Here is a 17,196-nt window from a genome sequence, read left to right as displayed (position 1 = left end):
CCCTGTCATTCATCGCTGCAAAAAATGGGATACAAAATGTCATCGTTGCATATTTCGCAAGGCACGTTTCGCCTGAGCGACACAAAAACGCTTCAGTTAAATGCGCTGACGTTGCAGGCGGGGGATAGCTGGGCTTTTGTCGGCACCAATGGAAGCGGGAAATCAGCGCTGGCCCGCGCGCTGGCGGGAGAACTGACGTTACTGAAAGGCGAGCGCCAGTCTCAGTTCGCGCGCGTCACCCGCCTCTCATTCGAACAGTTGCAAAAACTGGTCAGCGATGAATGGCAGCGCAATAACACCGACCTGCTCAGCCCTGGCGAAGACGACACCGGACGAACTACGGCAGAAATCATTCAGGATGAGGTGAGCGATCCCGCCCGCTGTGCCGAACTGGCGCAGCAGTTTGGCATTTCTTCTCTGCTCGACAGACGTTTTAAATACCTTTCTACGGGCGAAACGCGCAAAACGCTGCTTTGTCAGGCGCTGATGTCAGAGCCGGATTTATTAATCCTCGATGAGCCGTTTGACGGGCTGGATGTCGCCTCCCGCCAGCAACTGGCGAATCTTCTCGCCACGCTGCACCAGTCGGGCTACACGCTGGTGCTGGTGTTAAACCGCTTTGATGAGATCCCCGAATTCGTTCAGTATGCGGGAGTCCTTGCCGACTGCACGTTAACGGAAACGGGGGAAAAAGCGGATTTGCTCCAGCGGGCGCTGATTGCCCAACTCGCGCATAGCGAACGACTGGAAGGCGTAAAGTTGCCCGAGCCGGATGAGCCTTCTGCCCGCCACGCCCTGCCGGACGGCGCGGCGCGCATTATTCTCAACGATGGCGTCGTCTCCTATAACGACCGCCCTATTCTTAATCATCTGAGCTGGCAGGTGAATCCGGGTGAACACTGGCAGATTGTCGGGCCTAACGGCGCGGGAAAATCCACCCTGTTAAGTTTAATCACCGGCGACCATCCGCAGGGATACAGCAACGACCTGACGCTGTTTGGCCGCCGTCGCGGGAGTGGTGAAACAATCTGGGATATCAAAAAACATATCGGCTATGTCAGCAGCAGCCTGCATCTGGATTATCGCGTCAGCACCACGGTGCGTAATGTCATTCTCTCCGGTTACTTTGACTCGATTGGCATCTACCAGGCGGTTTCCGACAGGCAGCACAAGCTGGCGCAGCAATGGCTGGATATTCTGGGAATGGACAAACGCACTGCGGATGCGCCTTTCCACAGCCTGTCCTGGGGGCAACAACGGCTGGCGCTGATCGCCCGTGCGCTGGTCAAACACCCTACGCTGCTGATTCTTGATGAGCCATTACAAGGCCTGGATCCGCTGAATCGTCAACTCGTTCGCCGCTTTGTCGATGTACTGATTAGCGAGGGAGAAACGCAGTTGCTGTTTGTCTCCCATCACGCGGAAGACGCCCCAGGCTGCATTACCCATCGGCTGGAGTTTGTACCGGAAGGCGAGAGTTACCGCTATCAACAGACGACGCTGCGTTAGCGGTTCACTGGGGGCGTGCGACCACGCCCCTTTTTTCACTGCTTTTTCAGATAAAAGGCGCAATCATTCTTAAAGCATATGATTTATCATTAAATAACAGTCGTTGGCGGGTGAAAAAACCGAAGTGTAAACGATTCCACTAATATATTCCATGTCACACTTTTCGCATCTTTGTTATGCTATGGTTATTCCATACCATAGGCTTAACGGAGCGAATTATGAGAGTACTGGTCACCGGTGGTAGCGGTTACATTGGAAGTCATACTTGTGTACAGTTACTGAAAAACGGTCACGATGTCATCATCCTTGATAACCTCTGCAACAGTAAGCGCAGCGTACTGCCTGTTATCGAGCGATTAAGTGGTAAGCACCCAACTTTCGTTGAAGGCGATATTCGTAACGAAGCGCTGATGACTGAAATTCTGCATGACCACGCGATTGACGCCGTCATTCACTTTGCCGGTCTGAAAGCCGTGGGCGAATCTGTCGCCAAACCGCTGGAATACTATGACAACAACGTCAACGGTACGCTGCGTTTAATCAGCGCCATGCGCGCCGCCAATGTCAAAAACTTCATCTTCAGCTCCTCCGCCACCGTCTACGGCGATCAGCCCAAAATTCCTTATGTCGAAAGCTTCCCGACCGGCACGCCGCAGAGCCCATATGGCAAAAGTAAACTGATGGTCGAACAGATCCTGACCGACCTGCAAAAAGCGCAGCCGGACTGGAGCATCGCCCTGCTGCGCTACTTCAACCCGGTCGGCGCGCATCCGTCAGGTGATATGGGCGAAGATCCGCAGGGCATTCCTAACAACCTGATGCCGTACATCGCCCAGGTCGCCGTTGGCCGTCGCGAATCGCTCGCGGTCTTTGGCAACGACTACCCTACCGAAGACGGCACCGGCGTGCGCGATTACATCCATGTGATGGATCTTGCCGACGGCCACGTAACCGCGATGGAAAAACTGGCTGGCAAACAAGGCGTGCATATTTACAACCTTGGCGCCGGTGTTGGCAACAGCGTGCTGGATGTGGTTAACGCCTTCAGCAAAGCCTGCGGTAAACCCGTTGCTTATCATTTTGCCCCACGCCGTGAAGGCGACCTTCCGGCCTACTGGGCGGACGCCAGCAAAGCCGACCGCGAACTGGACTGGCGCGTAACCCGCACACTTGACGAAATGGCACAGGACACCTGGCGTTGGCAGTCACGCCATCCGCAGGGATATCCAGACTAAGGACATGTCATGACGCAATTTAATCCTGTCGATCATCCACATCGCCGTTTTAACCCGCTAACCGGACAGTGGATTCTGGTTTCACCGCATCGCGCAAAGCGCCCCTGGCAGGGGGCGCAGGAAACGCCATCTCAGCAGGCGCTTCCCGCCCATGACCCGGACTGCTTCCTGTGCGCGGGCAATACGCGCGTAACCGGAGATAAAAACCCGGATTACACCGGCACCTATGTCTTTACAAATGACTTTGCCGCGCTGATGTCTGACACCCCGGACGCGCCGGACAGCCATGACCCGTTGATGCGTTGCCAGAGCGCCCGCGGCACCAGCCGCGTGATCTGCTTTTCTCCCGATCACAGCAAGACGCTGCCGGAACTGAGCCTCCCCGCGCTGACCGACATCATCAAAACCTGGCAAGAACAGACTGCCGATCTGGGAAAAACCTACCCCTGGGTGCAGGTTTTTGAGAATAAAGGCGCGGCGATGGGCTGCTCCAACCCGCATCCGCACGGCCAGATTTGGGCCAACAGCTTCCTGCCGAACGAAGCCGAGCGTGAAGATCGTTTGCAAAAAGCCTACTTCGCCGAGCAGCACTCCCCAATGCTGGTGGATTATGCGCAGCGCGAACTGGCGGACGGCAGCCGTACGGTGGTTGAAACCGAGCACTGGCTGGCGGTCGTGCCTTACTGGGCAGCCTGGCCGTTTGAAACGCTGCTGCTGCCCAAAGCGCATGTGCTGCGCATTACCGATTTGACCGACGATCAGCGCGACTCCCTGGCGCTGGCGCTGAAAAAGCTGACCAGTCGTTATGACAACCTGTTCCAGTGCTCCTTCCCCTACTCCATGGGCTGGCACGGCGCGCCGTTTAACGGTGAAGAGAACGGGCACTGGCAGCTGCACGCGCACTTTTATCCACCGCTGCTACGTTCCGCGACCGTCCGTAAATTTATGGTCGGTTATGAAATGCTGGCGGAGACCCAGCGCGATCTGACGGCAGAACAAGCGGCGGAGCGTCTGCGCGCGGTCAGCGACATTCATTTTCGCGAATCAGGAGTTTAAATAATGAGTCTGAAAGAGAAAACACAATCTCTGTTTGCAGAAATTTTCAGCTACCCTGCTACCCACACCATTCAGACGCCTGGTCGCGTCAATCTGATCGGCGAGCACACCGATTACAACGACGGCTTCGTGCTGCCTTGCGCTATCGACTACCAGACGGTGATTAGCTGCGCCACGCGTGACGATCGCAAAGTGCGCGTGATTGCGGCTGACTACGACAACCAGGTTGATGAATTCTCCCTTGATGCGCCGATCGTTACCCACGACAGCCAGCAGTGGTCAAACTACGTGCGCGGCGTGGTGAAGCATCTGCAAAAACGAAATAACGCATTTGGCGGCGCGGATCTGGTTATCAGCGGCAATGTGCCGCAGGGCGCGGGACTCAGTTCTTCTGCGTCGCTGGAAGTCGCGGTCGGCACCGTATTCCAGCAGTTGTACCACCTGCCGCTGGATGGCGCGCAAATCGCGCTCAACGGCCAGGAAGCGGAGAATCAGTTCGTCGGCTGCAACTGCGGCATTATGGATCAGCTGATCTCCGCGCTGGGTAAAAAAGATCATGCCCTGCTGATTGACTGCCGCACGCTGGGTACGAAAGCGGTTTCCATGCCGGAAGGCGTGGCGGTGGTGATCATCAACAGTAACTTTAAACGTACGCTGGTGGGCAGCGAGTACAATACCCGCCGCGAGCAGTGTGAAACGGGCGCGCGTTTCTTCCAGCAACCGGCGTTGCGCGATGTCAGCCTTGCGGCGTTCAACGCGGTGGCCAACGAGCTGGACCCGATTGTCGCCAAACGTGTTCGCCACGTACTGACCGAAAACGCCCGTACCGTTGAAGCCGCCAGCGCGCTGGAGAAAGGCGACCTGAAACGCATGGGTGAATTGATGGCGGAATCTCACGCCTCAATGCGCGATGACTTCGAAATCACCGTCCCGCAGATCGACACGCTGGTCGAAATTGTGAAAGCGACCATCGGCGATAAAGGCGGCGTACGCATGACCGGCGGCGGCTTCGGCGGCTGCGTCGTCGCGTTGATCCCGGAAGCGCTGGTTCCTGCCGTACAGCAGGCCGTGGCCACGCAGTATGAAGCGAAAACCGGAATCAAAGAAACGTTTTACGTATGCAAACCCTCACAAGGAGCCGGACAGTGCTAAACGAAACGCCCGCACTGGCGCCCGATGGTCAGCCGTACCGCCTGCTCACCCTGCGCAACGATGCAGGGATGGTGGTCACTCTGATGGACTGGGGCGCCACACTACTTTCCGCCCGTATCCCGCTAACCGATGGCAGCGTCCGTGAAGCGTTGCTGGGGTGCGCCAGCCCGGAATATTACCAGGATCAGGCCGCCTTTCTTGGCGCATCGATTGGCCGCTACGCCAATCGCATTGCCAACAGCCGTTACACCTGGGCGGGCGAAACCGTCATTCTGCTGCCGAGCCAGGGTGAAAACCAACTGCACGGCGGGCCGGACGGCTTTGACAAACGTCGCTGGCAGATAGTCAACCAGAACGATCGTCAGGTGCTGTTCGCACTGACGTCTGACGATGGCGATCAGGGCTTCCCCGGCCATCTCTGCGCCACCGCGCAGTATCGTCTCACCAACGATAACCGAATCTCCATTACCTATCGAGCGACGGTAGATAAGCCCTGCCCGGTGAACCTGACCAACCACGTTTACTTTAACCTGGACGGCGAGCAGTCAGACGTACGCCAGCACAAGCTACAGATTCTGGCTGATACGTACCTGCCGGTTGATGAAAGCGGTATTCCACGCGACGGGCTGAAATCCGTTGCCGGAACCTCGTTCGACTTCCGCAGCGCAAAAACCATCGCCAGCGCGTTTCTTGCCGATGACGATCAGCGCAAGGTAAAAGGTTACGATCACGCCTTTTTATTGCAGACCAAAGGCGATGCCAGCCAGCCAGTCGCACATCTGTGGTCGCAGGATGAGAAATTGCAGATGAAGGTTTATACCTCCGCTCCGGCGCTGCAATTCTATTCCGGCAACTATCTGGGCGGCACGCCGTCGCGCGGGCCTGAACCTTATGCCGACTGGCAAGGCCTGGCGCTGGAAAGCGAATTTCTGCCAGACAGCCCGAACCACCCGGAATGGCCGCAACCTGACTGCGTGTTGCATCCCGGCGACGAGTACGCCAGCCTGACGGAATATCAGTTTATTCCGGCCTGACGATGAGCCATAACAGGCCCGATGGTGCCAGCTATCGGGCCTGTGGCGCGTCGCTTTGCTCAAATCCCCACCACTCAAAGACAAAATCGCAACTCCGGGTTCACAAGAACCTTACACTGCGTCACTATTTTCGCTATGGTTATGCGTAAGCGTTGCCGCTGACCTGTCACGGCAATATAATGAGAATTATTATCATTCAATAAAGCTTGAGGAGTGAGAGTATGGCTGTAACTAAGCTGGTTCTGGTACGTCACGGCGAAAGTCAGTGGAACAACGAAAACCGCTTCACCGGTTGGTACGATGTTGACCTGTCCGAGAAAGGCGTGGGTGAAGCAAAAGCGGCAGGTAAACTGCTGAAAGAGGAAGGCTATAGCTTCGATTTTGCTTATACCTCCGTGCTGAAACGTGCCATCCACACGCTGTGGAACGTCCTGGACGAACTGGATCAGGCCTGGCTGCCGGTTGAAAAATCCTGGAAGCTGAACGAACGTCACTACGGCGCACTACAGGGTCTGAACAAAGCGGAAACCGCTGAAAAATACGGTGATGAGCAGGTTAAACAGTGGCGTCGTGGTTTTGCCGTGACCCCGCCGGAGCTGACCAAAGATGACGAGCGTTATCCGGGCCACGATCCGCGTTATGCGCAACTGACCGAGAAAGAGCTGCCGCTGACTGAAAGCCTGGCGCTGACTATCGATCGCGTGATCCCTTACTGGAACGAAACCATTCTGCCGCGCATGAAAAGCGGTGAGCGCATCATCATCGCCGCTCACGGTAACTCTCTGCGTGCGCTGGTGAAATACCTGGATAACATGAGCGAAGAAGAGATTCTCGAACTGAACATCCCGACCGGTGTACCGCTGGTGTACGAGTTCGACGAAAACTTCAAACCGATCAAACATTACTATCTGGGTAACGCTGACGAGATCGCGGCAAAAGCGGCGGCCGTAGCGAACCAGGGTAAAGCGAAGTAATCTGATTTGCCTGATGGCGCTTCGCTTATCGGGCCTACGGGTTGGCAATATGCGTCCTGTAGGCCGGATAAGGCGTAAGCCGTCATCCGGCAATACATGCACTTAAACCCCGATAACCCCGTCGAGCACCACCTGCGCCCTGCCCTGTGAACAACGTTCCACACGACCCCGAACGTTATACACTTCCGCCAGGCTTTCTGCGGTAATAACCGCTTCCGGCGTGCCGCTGGCCACCAGTTTGCCCTCCTTCAGCATCAGCACATGTTCGCTGTGACGTAGCGCGATATTAATGTCATGCACCACCACAACCGTCACCATATTGCGCGCCCGCGTTTCCCGCGCGATCAGATCCATAACGTGAAACTGATAGTTCAGATCCAGCGCGCTAAGCGGCTCGTCCAGCAACAAAAGTTCCGGGTAGCGAATCAGCGACTGCGCCAGCCCCACCAGTTGCCGCTGGCCGCCGGAAAGCTGGTCAAGATAGTGCAGCGCCAGATGCGCAATGCCGAGTTGATCCAGGATTGCCAGCACCTGCGAGTGGCTGTTCGCGCCATCCCGCCCGCCGGACGCCCGCTGCGCCACGATAATTGACTCCAGCACATGCAGATGTACGCCCTGCGGCAGCGACTGAGGTAAAAACACCACCTTTTCCGCACGCCGGGCAAACGGCAGCGACATCAGGTTCTCACCGTCCAGCATGACCTCGCCACGGGCTTTATTCAGCCCGGCCAGCGCGCGTAATAACGTTGATTTCCCGCAGCCGTTCGGCCCCAGCAGAACGGTAATTTTACCGCGCGGCAGCTCAGGCACGCTGAGATCGTGAATAACCGGATGTTTCGGATAACCGGCGCTTATTCCCTTGAGGATCAACCCGCTCATGACATGCTCCCCCGGTGGCGCAAAATAATGCTCAGGAAGAATGGCACACCCACCAGCGACGTTACGATGCCTACCGGGATGATCACCCCAGGAACAATATTCTTCGACGCGATCGAGGCCAGCGACAGCACCAGCCCCCCCGTCAACACGCTGCCCGGCAGATAGAACCGGTGATCTTCACCAAACAGCATTCGCGCAATGTGCGGCGCGACCAGACCGATAAAACCGATTGGCCCGACAAACGCCACCGACAGCGCCGATAGCAGGCTGATGCGCAGCAGCGATGACAGGCGCAGGCGCCGCACGTCAATGCCAAAACTCATCGCCCGATCTTCCCCCAACCGTAGCGCCGTCAATTGCCAGGCGCTACGCATCGACCACGGCAGCACAATGGCAAACACCAACGCCAGCACGCCGAGCTTTTCCCACGACGCGCGCGCCAGGCTGCCCATCGTCCAGAACACCAGCCCCTGTAGCGTGTCCTCATCGGCAACGAACTGCATCATCGACACCAGCGCATTAAAGGTAAACACCAGCGCGATACCGAACAGCACCACGCCAGAGGTCGCCACGCGCGTCCAGCGAGTAATCCCGTCCAGCAGCAGGGCGGACAGCAGCGCAAAAGCAAAGGCATTCGCGGGAATAAACCAGGCGGCAGGAACGCCGGGAATGCCGATACCCAACACGATCGCCAGCGCAGCGCCAAAGGCCGCTGCGGAAGAAACGCCCAGCGTGAACGGACTCGCCAGCGGGTTGTTCAGGATTGTCTGCATTTCGGCGCCCGCCAGCCCCAAAGCCATTCCCACCAGTAACGCCATCAGCGCATAGGGTAAACGGATATCCCAGACGATAACGCGCGTCCCCGCATTAACGCTTGCCGGGTGCAGCAGCGTTTGCCAGAGCTCGCCGAGCGACAGACCAGACGGGCCAAGCGTAGAGTCCAGCACCAGCGAGGCGACTATCGCCGCAATAATCAGCAGCGCCAGCATCAACCGCTTGCGTACCACAAGACGGTAGCGATCGTCGATCGACGGAGCATTAGCGGATAGCGACATAACGTTCCTTACCTGTAGAGTCATTTCGGCGGATTGAGCACATCGCTAATCTGCGCGTCGCTGAGTGTAATGCCAAAGAAGTCTTGGTAAAAGCGGCGGGTCTCCTTGCGCATATCCACATCGGCAAAGCGCTGCGGGTAGAGCGTTTTTGCCAGCCAGAGGAATTGTAACGCCTCTTCGCTGGTCTCCCGACACCACCAGAACATCCCTTTCGGGTTCACATACACGCGATGATGAATCACGGCGTCCACCTGCGCCCACTGGGGAGAAGTCAGGATGGCATCCGCATCCCGCTTATTCATGGCGACAATCACCGCCGGATTTGCCGCGACGATCTGCTCAAGAGCGACTTCCCCCGTCCGGTTTTGCTTGTGGCTAAACCAGCGCTCGGCGACGTTTTTTGCACCGGCCAGATCCATCCAGTCCTGATTAAGCGACGGCCTGCCGGAAGTGGTCAGCGGATTGCCCATGCTGTGATAGAGGGTCATTCGCTGATCTTCAGGAAGATCGCTTAAGCGCGCCTTTACCCGCGCCACATTGCGGTCAAAATACTGCTGATACCGCTGCGCTTTATCCTGCGCATCCGGCCCCAGCACCTCCGCTGTTTTATGCACCCGGGCGGTCAGCGCCTGCATGGAGTTCGCCTCAAACGCCAGTACGCGCACCCCTGCCTGCTGGAGCAGCGACGCCCTCGGCACCATCATCGATTTCGGCACAAACAGCAGTTGCGTACCGAGCGAGATGATCTGCTCCGGGTCCAGTTCGTGACCGCTGTTGACGCTGACAACGGCGACATTCTCAATACGCGGCAGACTCTGGCGAAAAAGCGGAATCGTCTTTGCAATCATCGACGTGCCAACAATATTATCGCCATACCCCAGCATGGTGATGATGGTGTTTTGCGCTGGCCACGGCGAAGCGATGCGCACATCGCTGTGCGGCTGCGCGGCAAACAGGCTCCCCGCCACCAGCCAGGCCAGCGCGGGGAAAATGCGGGTTAGCGTCATGACTCCATCCTTTAAAAATCAAACGTGACGGAGGCGCGAACTTCACGCCCGCTGCCGATAAAGGCGCTGGGTGAACCGTTATCGCCATCGGTGCCTGACGGGAAGATTGATGCCCAGTAGTGCTTATCGAACACGTTGTTAACCACCACGCGGAAGGTGGTCGGCACGCTGCTGATTTTCGTGGTGTAGCGGGTGCCCAGGTCCCAGGTGGTGTAGCTGCTGGCCCATGCGGTGTTGGTATCGTTGGCGGCACGCTTGCCGGTATAGTGAACGTTAGCGCTGTATACCCATTCCGGCATCGACGGTAAGCTGTACTCCGCCAGCACGTTCGCCTGTACTTTCGGTACGCCTACCACCCGTTTATCGCTGGTGGTATCGCTCACCGTATCTTTCAGTTTCGGATCGAGGAGCGTCACGCCGCTGTAGATATTCAGCCCTTGCCAGACATTACCGGAGGCCGTCAGCTCCAGACCGTTATTGACCTGGTTCCCCTGTTCCTTATAGACGTTATCGCCGGGATCGACATAGGCAAATGGACGCTCAAGACGGAACAACGCCGCCCCCAGATTCATCCCGGAGACATCGGCTTTTAGCCCCATCTCATATTGTTTGCTGCGATACGGGTCGAGGGTTTGCCCGGCATTTTTCACGTCGCTATTGGTTGGCGCCGTCCCGCCCTGTTCCAGCGACTCCGCATAGCTGACGTAGGCCATCACATTCGGGGTGATTTTATACATCAACGCCGCATTCGGGCTTAAACCGTTCTCATCAATCTGGCCGGTTTTATGACCGCTTTTATTGTAGTTCTGCGACTGAATCCAGCTCTGGCTCAAGTAGAACATCGCCGACCATTTCGGCGTGAAAGTCACGGTATCCCCAAGGGTAATGCTCTGTTGCGTGTTGACGCTGGATTTATAACGATCCCCACCGGTTATGATTTTGCCATCGCCCTTTTCGTACATCTCAGAGGGGTGGTACATATTGGTGGTGTCCCAGCTATAAGACGGCCCCGTCCCTTTCGCACTGTACAGCGACCAGACATAACCGGTGGTCGAGAGCGCAATATCATGCCCGACAGAACCGGTATCAACATGACCGTTAAGCGTGGCGGTATTGCTCAGTACGCGAAAACGTCCTGCGGCAGTAGAGTCTTTCAGCGAACGGCTGATATCGCCCTGGTTATTGATAATTTTGCTGGATACGTTACGCATCGCACGATCCGCCTGCTGCCAGCCAACGCCCGCCGTTACGGACCAGTCATCATTGAGATAATGAATAAGACGCGTGCTCACCGTGTCGGTTGTCAGATCGTTCCCGGCCGTGCTGAGCGCCAGATTTTTATCTTTGGGATCGGGTGCGGAAGGTAATTTAATGTTCGGGCCATAGCTGAAGCTACCCGGATAGCCTTTTTGAATAAACTCATAGTGGCTGGCATCCAGCTGCAATTGCGTGCCTGGCTGAATATTCCAGTCCAGCGCCACGGAAAGCAACTTACGGCGCAGCGTACTGTCATCCAGATTCCCCTCACCTTCCTGATCCAGCACATTCACGCGATAGCCAAAACGGTTGTCATCATCAATGTGTCCGCCCAAATCGACATGCCCGGTGAAGGCGCTCCGGCTTTGATAACCCAGAGTGACTTTGCGCAGCGTCTCTTCCGTTGGGCGTTTGGCGACAAAATTAAACTGCCCGGCCGGACTTGCCGGGCCGTACAGCGCGCCGGTCAGGCTGTTGAGCACATCCAGGCGTTCCAGCATCTCAACGGGGAAAGCGGTGGTTGAGACGATGTTCAACCCATCCAGGCGGCTGTTGGCAACCACGCTACCCTGCATCCCCCGGCTCTGCGGTCTGCCGACATCCATGCCGCCGCGCGCCTGCATTTGTGTGCTGGGCGAGTATTTCAGCAGTTCGCTCACGCTTTGCGCCTGCTGGTTCTCAATCATCTCTTTGGTGACGGTCGTGGTCGAATACGGTGTATCAACCCAGGCTTTATTGCCCAGCGGCCCGACATCGATATCATTGGTTTTGAATCCAGCGCCGGAAGCGGCATGCGTGGTATCGGCAGAAGGCTGGCTGGTGACGATAATTTCATCTTCAGAGGTGTTTGCCGCATGTGCGCTGTGCGGCGCCAGGGAAATGAGAAGAGGCAACAGCGTTGCCAGTTGAGTGGGCTTATTCATTTGTATTATCAATCGTTATGTAAAAATTTATATTACGACCGATATAAGTGTAAAAAGTTGATCACGATCACATCAAAACTTTTAAACAAAGAACTAACTCTTTTGGATTACAAACAGTTAGTAGAAAAAAACCGGCCTGATTTGCCGGTTTTTCAATTGCGCAACGTGCGTTGGCAGGAGGAATTATCCGCGACGGGCTTTCACCGCATTCGACAACTGACGCAGCAGCGCATCCGTATCTTCCCAGCCGATGCAGGCGTCGGTAACGCTCTTACCGTAGATCAGCGGTTCGCCGCTTTCCAGGCTCTGATTACCTTCCACCAGATGGCTTTCCACCATCACGCCAATGATCGCGTTTTCGCCACGCGCAATCTGCTGGCAAACATCCGCACAAACGTCCATCTGCTTTTTAAACTGTTTGGAGGAGTTCGCATGGCTGAAATCGATCATAACCTGCGGCGCAAGCCCCGCTTTAGCAAGACCTTCTTTTACTTCTGCCACATGTTGCGCGCTGTAGTTTGGCTCTTTGCCTCCACGCAGAATAATGTGGCAGTCGCCGTTGCCGCTGGTATTCACAATGGCGGAGTGCCCCCACTTAGTGACGGAGAGGAAGCAGTGAGGCGCACCGGCGGCATTGATAGCGTCAATCGCCACTTTAATGGTGCCGTCAGTGCCATTTTTAAAGCCGACCGGGCAGGAAAGACCAGAGGCCAGCTCGCGGTGTACCTGAGACTCCGTGGTACGTGCGCCAATCGCGCCCCAGCTCATCAGATCCGCCAGATATTGCGGGGTGATCATATCAAGGAACTCACCCGCAGCAGGTAATCCGCTGTCGTTAATGTCGAGCAATAGCTTGCGGGCAATACGCAGGCCATCGTTAATCTGGAAGCTGTTATCCATATGCGGATCGTTGATCAGCCCTTTCCAGCCCACCGTGGTGCGCGGTTTTTCAAAATAGACGCGCATGACAATTTCAAGCTCGCCTTTTAGCTCTTCACGCAGCGTCATTAAACGAGCGGCATACTCTTTGGCGGCAACCGGATCATGAATTGAGCACGGCCCAATCACCACCAGCAGGCGATCGTCATTCCCTTTCAGGATTTTATGAATCGCTTTGCGGGCATGGGCAACGGTGTTTGCTGCATTCTCTGTAGCGGGAAATTTTTCAAGGAGTGCGACTGGCGGTAATAACTCGTTGATCTCTTTAATACGTAAATCGTCGTTCTGATAATTCATGATTATTCCAGTGTTGCCATACTTATCTAATTAAATGCAATCCCTTCAATCTATCTCTTTGGCTAAAAAGTGTAAACTGACTTTTACACTTCGAACGGACTAATCCTGGAATTAGGAAAAAAAACGCCAGAAAGTAGCGAAAAACGAGATCTAACCTACAATTTTTAACTGCAAACACTCTTTTTGTGAGTTTTTTCAAGATTCTCTGCTGGGCTAAATCGCCAGTGCGGGATCTTTAACCCCTCTCTGAGATTTTACTGGCACATGCACTGTTGGAAGAGTTATCCGACATATCGACCATAACAGGAGCATCTTATGAAAATGACAAAACTGGCCACACTTTTTCTTACTGCCATACTCAGCCTTGCCAGTGGCGCAGCGTTGGCCACCGACGCGAATACGCAGTCCAACAACGGACAGGCAAACTCTTCGGCGGATGCCGGACAGGTCGCCCCTGACGCCCGCGAAAACATCGCGCCAAACAATGTGGACAACAGCCAGATTAATTCCGGCGGCACCATGCTTCACCCGGATGGCTCATCAATGAACCACGACGACATGACCTCCGATGAAGTGCATAAAAACACCATGTGTAAGGACGGCCGCTGCCCGGACGTGAATAAGAAAGTGGAGACCGGCGACGGCATCAACAACGACGTTGATACTAAAACCGATGGCACCACGCAGTAAGCCTGAAAAAAGGCCAGGTAACGGGAGAGCTGACGCTCTCCTTTTTATTTTGTCAGCCCAAAACTTGTATGATGTCATACAGTAATAATGAAAATAACAAAGGGATGACACGATGGCACATTCACACTCTCATACTGCTTCGCATCTGCCGGAAGATAAGAACGCGCGTCGGTTGCTGTTCGCATTTTGTGTCACCGCCGGATTTATGCTGGTTGAAGTGGTGGGCGGCATTCTTTCAGGATCGCTGGCGCTGCTGGCCGATGCCGGGCATATGCTTACCGATGCCGCAGCCCTGTTGTTCGCTCTGATGGCCGTACAGTTTTCCCGTCGTCCTCCAACCATTCGCCACACTTTCGGCTGGCTGAGACTGACAACGCTGGCCGCGTTTGTTAACGCCATCGCATTAGTGGTGATTACTCTTTTAATCGTCTGGGAAGCCATTCAGCGCTTCTATACGCCACGCCCTGTCGCAGGCGGCATGATGATGACTATCGCAGTGGCAGGCTTGCTCGCCAACGTGTTTGCGTTCTGGCTCCTGCACCGGGGGAATGAAGAAAAAAACCTCAATGTGCGTGCCGCCGCGCTGCATGTGATGGGGGATTTACTGGGATCGGTCGGCGCCATTTTTGCCGCACTGATTATCATCTGGACAGGCTGGACGCCAGCGGATCCGATTCTCTCGATCCTGGTTTCCATACTGGTGTTACGCAGCGCCTGGCGTCTGTTAAAAGACAGCGTGAATGAATTACTGGAAGGCGCGCCGGTTTCGCTGGATATCGCGGCGTTGCGTCGCCATCTCAGCCGGGGTATTCCCGAAGTACGCAATGTGCATCACGTCCATGTCTGGATGATAGGAGAAAAACCCGTGATGACGCTGCATGTGCAGGTGATCCCGCCGCACGATCATGACGCGTTGCTGGCGCGCATCCAGCATTTCCTGATTCACCATTACCAGATTGAGCACGCCACCATTCAGATGGAATATCAGCCGTGCAACGGGCCGGACTGCCACCTGAATCAGGGGCTATCCGGCCATTCGCATCATCACCACTAACTGGAAAGCGCGTGTGAGCCTCGTTCGCGCGCGCTGTTGATCCACATCCGGCTGCCATTCAGAGCGATGAAGGTCAGGATCAGATACTCCAGCGACATCGCATAGACGCCTTGCAGTGCGAAGATCACCACGCTTATCACGTTGATAATCACCCACAGCAGCCAGTTTTCGACATACTTGCGCGTCATCAGGATCATCGCCACAATCGACAGCACCATCATGCAGGAGTCCCAGAACGGGAAGGCATCAGGCTGCAATTCCGGTACGGCGACCGACAATCCCAGCGCCTGCATCAGGTTGACGGCGACGCGAGTCAGGAAAGCAAATACCGGATCGATATACGCGGTCATCAGACCTATCGCCACCACGCATACCGCCAGCCAGGCCAGCGCTTTTGGCAGCGGCAGCCAGCGAATTTTCAATTCAATCTCATGCTGGCTTGTTTTGCGGGACCAGGCATACCAGCCGTAAATATTGGCGGCAAAGAAAAATACCTGAAGCAACAGGCTGGCGTAGAGTTGGATCTGAAAAAAGATGATCGCGAATAGCGTCACGTTAATCAGGCCGAAAAAATAGTTGCTGATCTTTTCCAGGCTGGCAAGCCCGATACACAGCAACCCCGCAACGGTGCCAACAGCTTCAATCCATGACAGGTCGTAACCGCCAGCGCCAATTGGAATATGAACCAGAATGTTCTGTGTGCTAAAAAAATCCATCTTTCCCCCAGAGCGTTTTACGTTTTACGCTCGTAGTGTAGCCGCAAATTCCAGCATACGGTTGAGCGGCAGCAGCGCCCCTTCTCGCAGCGCCTGGTCAACGTGAATCTCATGGGCCTGCCCGCCCTGCTCTAACCCCTCAGCAATCGCCTTAAGGCCGTTCATCGCCATCCACGGACAATGCGCGCAGCTACGGCAGGTCGCCCCTTCTCCGGCTGTCGGCGCTTCAAGCAACTCTTTATCAGGCACCGCCTGCTGCATTTTATAGAAAATGCCCCGGTCGGTCGCCACAATAAGCTGCTTATGCGGCAGCGTGCGGGCGGCATTAATCAGCTGGCTGGTAGACCCGACGGCATCCGCCATATCGACAATCGATTGTGGCGACTCAGGATGCACCAGCACGGCGGCATCCGGGTACAAACCTTTCATCCGGGTCAACGCCTGGGTTTTAAATTCATCATGAACGATACAGGCTCCCTGCCAGCAGAGCACATCCGCGCCGGTCTGCTTTTGCACGTAATGTCCCAGGTGACGATCCGGCGCCCAGATAATTTTCTCGCCCAGACTGTCCAGATGTTCAATCAGTTCAACGGCGATACTGGAGGTAACAACCCAGTCAGCGCGGGCTTTGACGGCAGCAGACGTGTTGGCGTAAACCACTACCGTGCGATCCGGGTGGGCGTCGCAAAACGCGCTAAATTCGTCAATCGGACAACCCAGATCCAGCGAGCATTCCGCCTGTAGAGTCGGCATCAGGATGGTTTTTTCCGGGCTGAGAATTTTGGCCGTCTCGCCCATAAAACGGACGCCAGCGACCAGCAACGTGGAGGCAGGATGTTTCGCGCCAAATCGCGCCATCTCCAGCGAGTCGGAAATGCATCCTCCGGTTTCTTCAGCCAGTTGCTGGATTTCGGGATCGGTGTAATAGTGCGCCACCATGACGGCATCGCGCGCTTTCAGCAGACGTTTGATTTTCTCGCGGTAGAATTGCTTTTCATCCACGCTTAGCGGGGTCGGTTTCGGCGGAAACGGATAGATTGCGGCTTCCGGGTCAAACATTACGCTCATCATGCTTTCTCGTTTTACTGGCTTAACGAAATAACCGATATAAAGCGTAACCCACGCCACAATCGGTTAAATTTGTTTTATATGCTAAACAAGATAGCCGATTGGCTGGCAAAAGTCACAACAATTGCGCTTGATAATGCCGGATGGCGGCGCAAGCGCCTTATCCGGCCTACGGGTCGCCGACTGACATCTTATCCGACCTGGACGAGTGTATCGCTGTAGGCCTGATAAGCGCAGCGCCATCAGGCACAAATTCTGCGCATAGCAAAAAGGCGCCTTTAGGGCGCCTTTTTACATTGGTGGGTCGTGCAGGATTCGAACCTGCGACCAATTGATTAAAAGTCAACTGCT

15 protein-coding genes are annotated in these 17,196 nt (G+C 55.5%); 8 read left to right on the top strand and 7 right to left on the bottom strand.

Annotated features, from left to right (window positions below; all coding sequences use genetic code 11):
- Nucleotides 1-36 precede the first annotated feature (36 nt).
- From modF to gpmA, 6 genes are all read left to right on the top strand, one after another.
- The gene (gene modF, locus OGV50_RS21400) at nucleotides 37-1,509 is read left to right on the top strand and encodes a molybdate ABC transporter ATP-binding protein ModF (protein ID WP_115614944.1); all 1,473 of its coding nucleotides are present in this window, start codon (nucleotides 37-39) and stop codon (nucleotides 1,507-1,509) included.
- 218 nt (nucleotides 1,510-1,727) lie between these two features.
- Nucleotides 1,728-2,744 carry a UDP-glucose 4-epimerase GalE gene (gene galE, locus OGV50_RS21395; RefSeq protein ID WP_024130520.1) on the top strand — a complete coding sequence of 339 codons (1,017 nt, stop codon included), beginning with the start codon at nucleotides 1,728-1,730 and terminating at the stop codon, nucleotides 2,742-2,744.
- Nucleotides 2,745-2,753: 9 nt separating this feature from the next.
- Nucleotides 2,754-3,800: a galactose-1-phosphate uridylyltransferase gene (galT, locus tag OGV50_RS21390; protein ID WP_049010127.1), complete on the top strand. Its 1,047-nt coding sequence runs from the start codon at nucleotides 2,754-2,756 to the stop codon at nucleotides 3,798-3,800.
- 3 nt (nucleotides 3,801-3,803) lie between these two features.
- On the top strand, nucleotides 3,804-4,952 hold the full coding sequence (galK, locus tag OGV50_RS21385; protein ID WP_286488750.1) for a galactokinase: 1,149 nt from the start codon (nucleotides 3,804-3,806) through the stop codon (nucleotides 4,950-4,952).
- Nucleotides 4,946-5,986, top strand: a complete 1,041-nt coding sequence (gene galM, locus OGV50_RS21380) for a galactose-1-epimerase (protein WP_200092177.1) — start codon at nucleotides 4,946-4,948, stop codon at nucleotides 5,984-5,986. Before galK ends, galM begins: the two co-directional genes overlap by 7 nt.
- A gap of 221 nt (nucleotides 5,987-6,207) precedes the next feature.
- Nucleotides 6,208-6,960: a 2,3-diphosphoglycerate-dependent phosphoglycerate mutase gene (gpmA, locus tag OGV50_RS21375; protein WP_012133230.1), complete on the top strand. Its 753-nt coding sequence runs from the start codon at nucleotides 6,208-6,210 to the stop codon at nucleotides 6,958-6,960.
- A gap of 102 nt (nucleotides 6,961-7,062) precedes the next feature.
- Here the strand turns inward: gpmA and OGV50_RS21370 are convergent, their stop codons facing one another.
- The 5 genes from OGV50_RS21370 to aroG all read right to left on the bottom strand — a co-directional run bounded on the left by OGV50_RS21370 (nucleotide 7,063) and on the right by aroG (nucleotide 13,317).
- Nucleotides 7,063-7,839: an ABC transporter ATP-binding protein gene (locus OGV50_RS21370; RefSeq protein ID WP_286488749.1), complete on the bottom strand. Its 777-nt coding sequence runs from the start codon at nucleotides 7,837-7,839 to the stop codon at nucleotides 7,063-7,065.
- A complete protein-coding gene (locus OGV50_RS21365; RefSeq protein WP_052194398.1) occupies nucleotides 7,836-8,918 on the bottom strand; it encodes a FecCD family ABC transporter permease in 1,083 nt (360 codons plus the stop codon). The genes OGV50_RS21370 and OGV50_RS21365 overlap by 4 nt, the downstream gene beginning before the upstream one ends.
- A complete protein-coding gene (locus OGV50_RS21360) occupies nucleotides 8,915-9,901 on the bottom strand; it encodes an ABC transporter substrate-binding protein (protein ID WP_286488748.1) in 987 nt (328 codons plus the stop codon). Before OGV50_RS21360 ends, OGV50_RS21365 begins: the two co-directional genes overlap by 4 nt.
- Nucleotides 9,902-9,912: 11 nt before the next feature.
- Nucleotides 9,913-12,081 (bottom strand): TonB-dependent receptor, encoded by a 2,169-nt coding sequence (locus OGV50_RS21355; protein ID WP_200092169.1) that lies wholly within the window; start codon nucleotides 12,079-12,081, stop codon nucleotides 9,913-9,915.
- Nucleotides 12,082-12,264: 183 nt separating this feature from the next.
- On the bottom strand, nucleotides 12,265-13,317 hold the full coding sequence (gene aroG, locus OGV50_RS21350) for a 3-deoxy-7-phosphoheptulonate synthase AroG (RefSeq protein WP_286488747.1): 1,053 nt from the start codon (nucleotides 13,315-13,317) through the stop codon (nucleotides 12,265-12,267).
- Nucleotides 13,318-13,632: 315 nt separating this feature from the next.
- Between aroG and OGV50_RS21345 the strand changes: the two genes are divergently transcribed.
- Nucleotides 13,633-14,007: a YbgS-like family protein gene (locus OGV50_RS21345; protein ID WP_012133236.1), complete on the top strand. Its 375-nt coding sequence runs from the start codon at nucleotides 13,633-13,635 to the stop codon at nucleotides 14,005-14,007.
- A 112-nt stretch (nucleotides 14,008-14,119) separates the two neighbouring features.
- Nucleotides 14,120-15,061, top strand: coding sequence for a CDF family zinc transporter ZitB (zitB, locus tag OGV50_RS21340; RefSeq protein ID WP_104868906.1), 942 nt, complete (start codon nucleotides 14,120-14,122; stop codon nucleotides 15,059-15,061).
- Here zitB and pnuC read toward each other — a convergent pair.
- Complete coding sequence (pnuC, locus tag OGV50_RS21335) at nucleotides 15,058-15,777, bottom strand: nicotinamide riboside transporter PnuC (protein WP_047458055.1); 720 nt, start codon at nucleotides 15,775-15,777, stop codon at nucleotides 15,058-15,060. The two genes, zitB and pnuC, sit on opposite strands and share 4 nt — an antisense overlap.
- Nucleotides 15,778-15,801: 24 nt before the next feature.
- Complete coding sequence (nadA, locus tag OGV50_RS21330; protein WP_024130522.1) at nucleotides 15,802-16,845, bottom strand: quinolinate synthase NadA; 1,044 nt, start codon at nucleotides 16,843-16,845, stop codon at nucleotides 15,802-15,804.
- Between the last annotated feature and the right edge of the window lie 351 nt (nucleotides 16,846-17,196).

The organism is Citrobacter sp. CK180 (assembly GCF_030333655.1).
GTDB lineage: Bacteria > Pseudomonadota > Gammaproteobacteria > Enterobacterales > Enterobacteriaceae > Citrobacter_B > Citrobacter_B koseri.
This window is presented reverse-complemented; position numbering and strand designations above follow the sequence as displayed.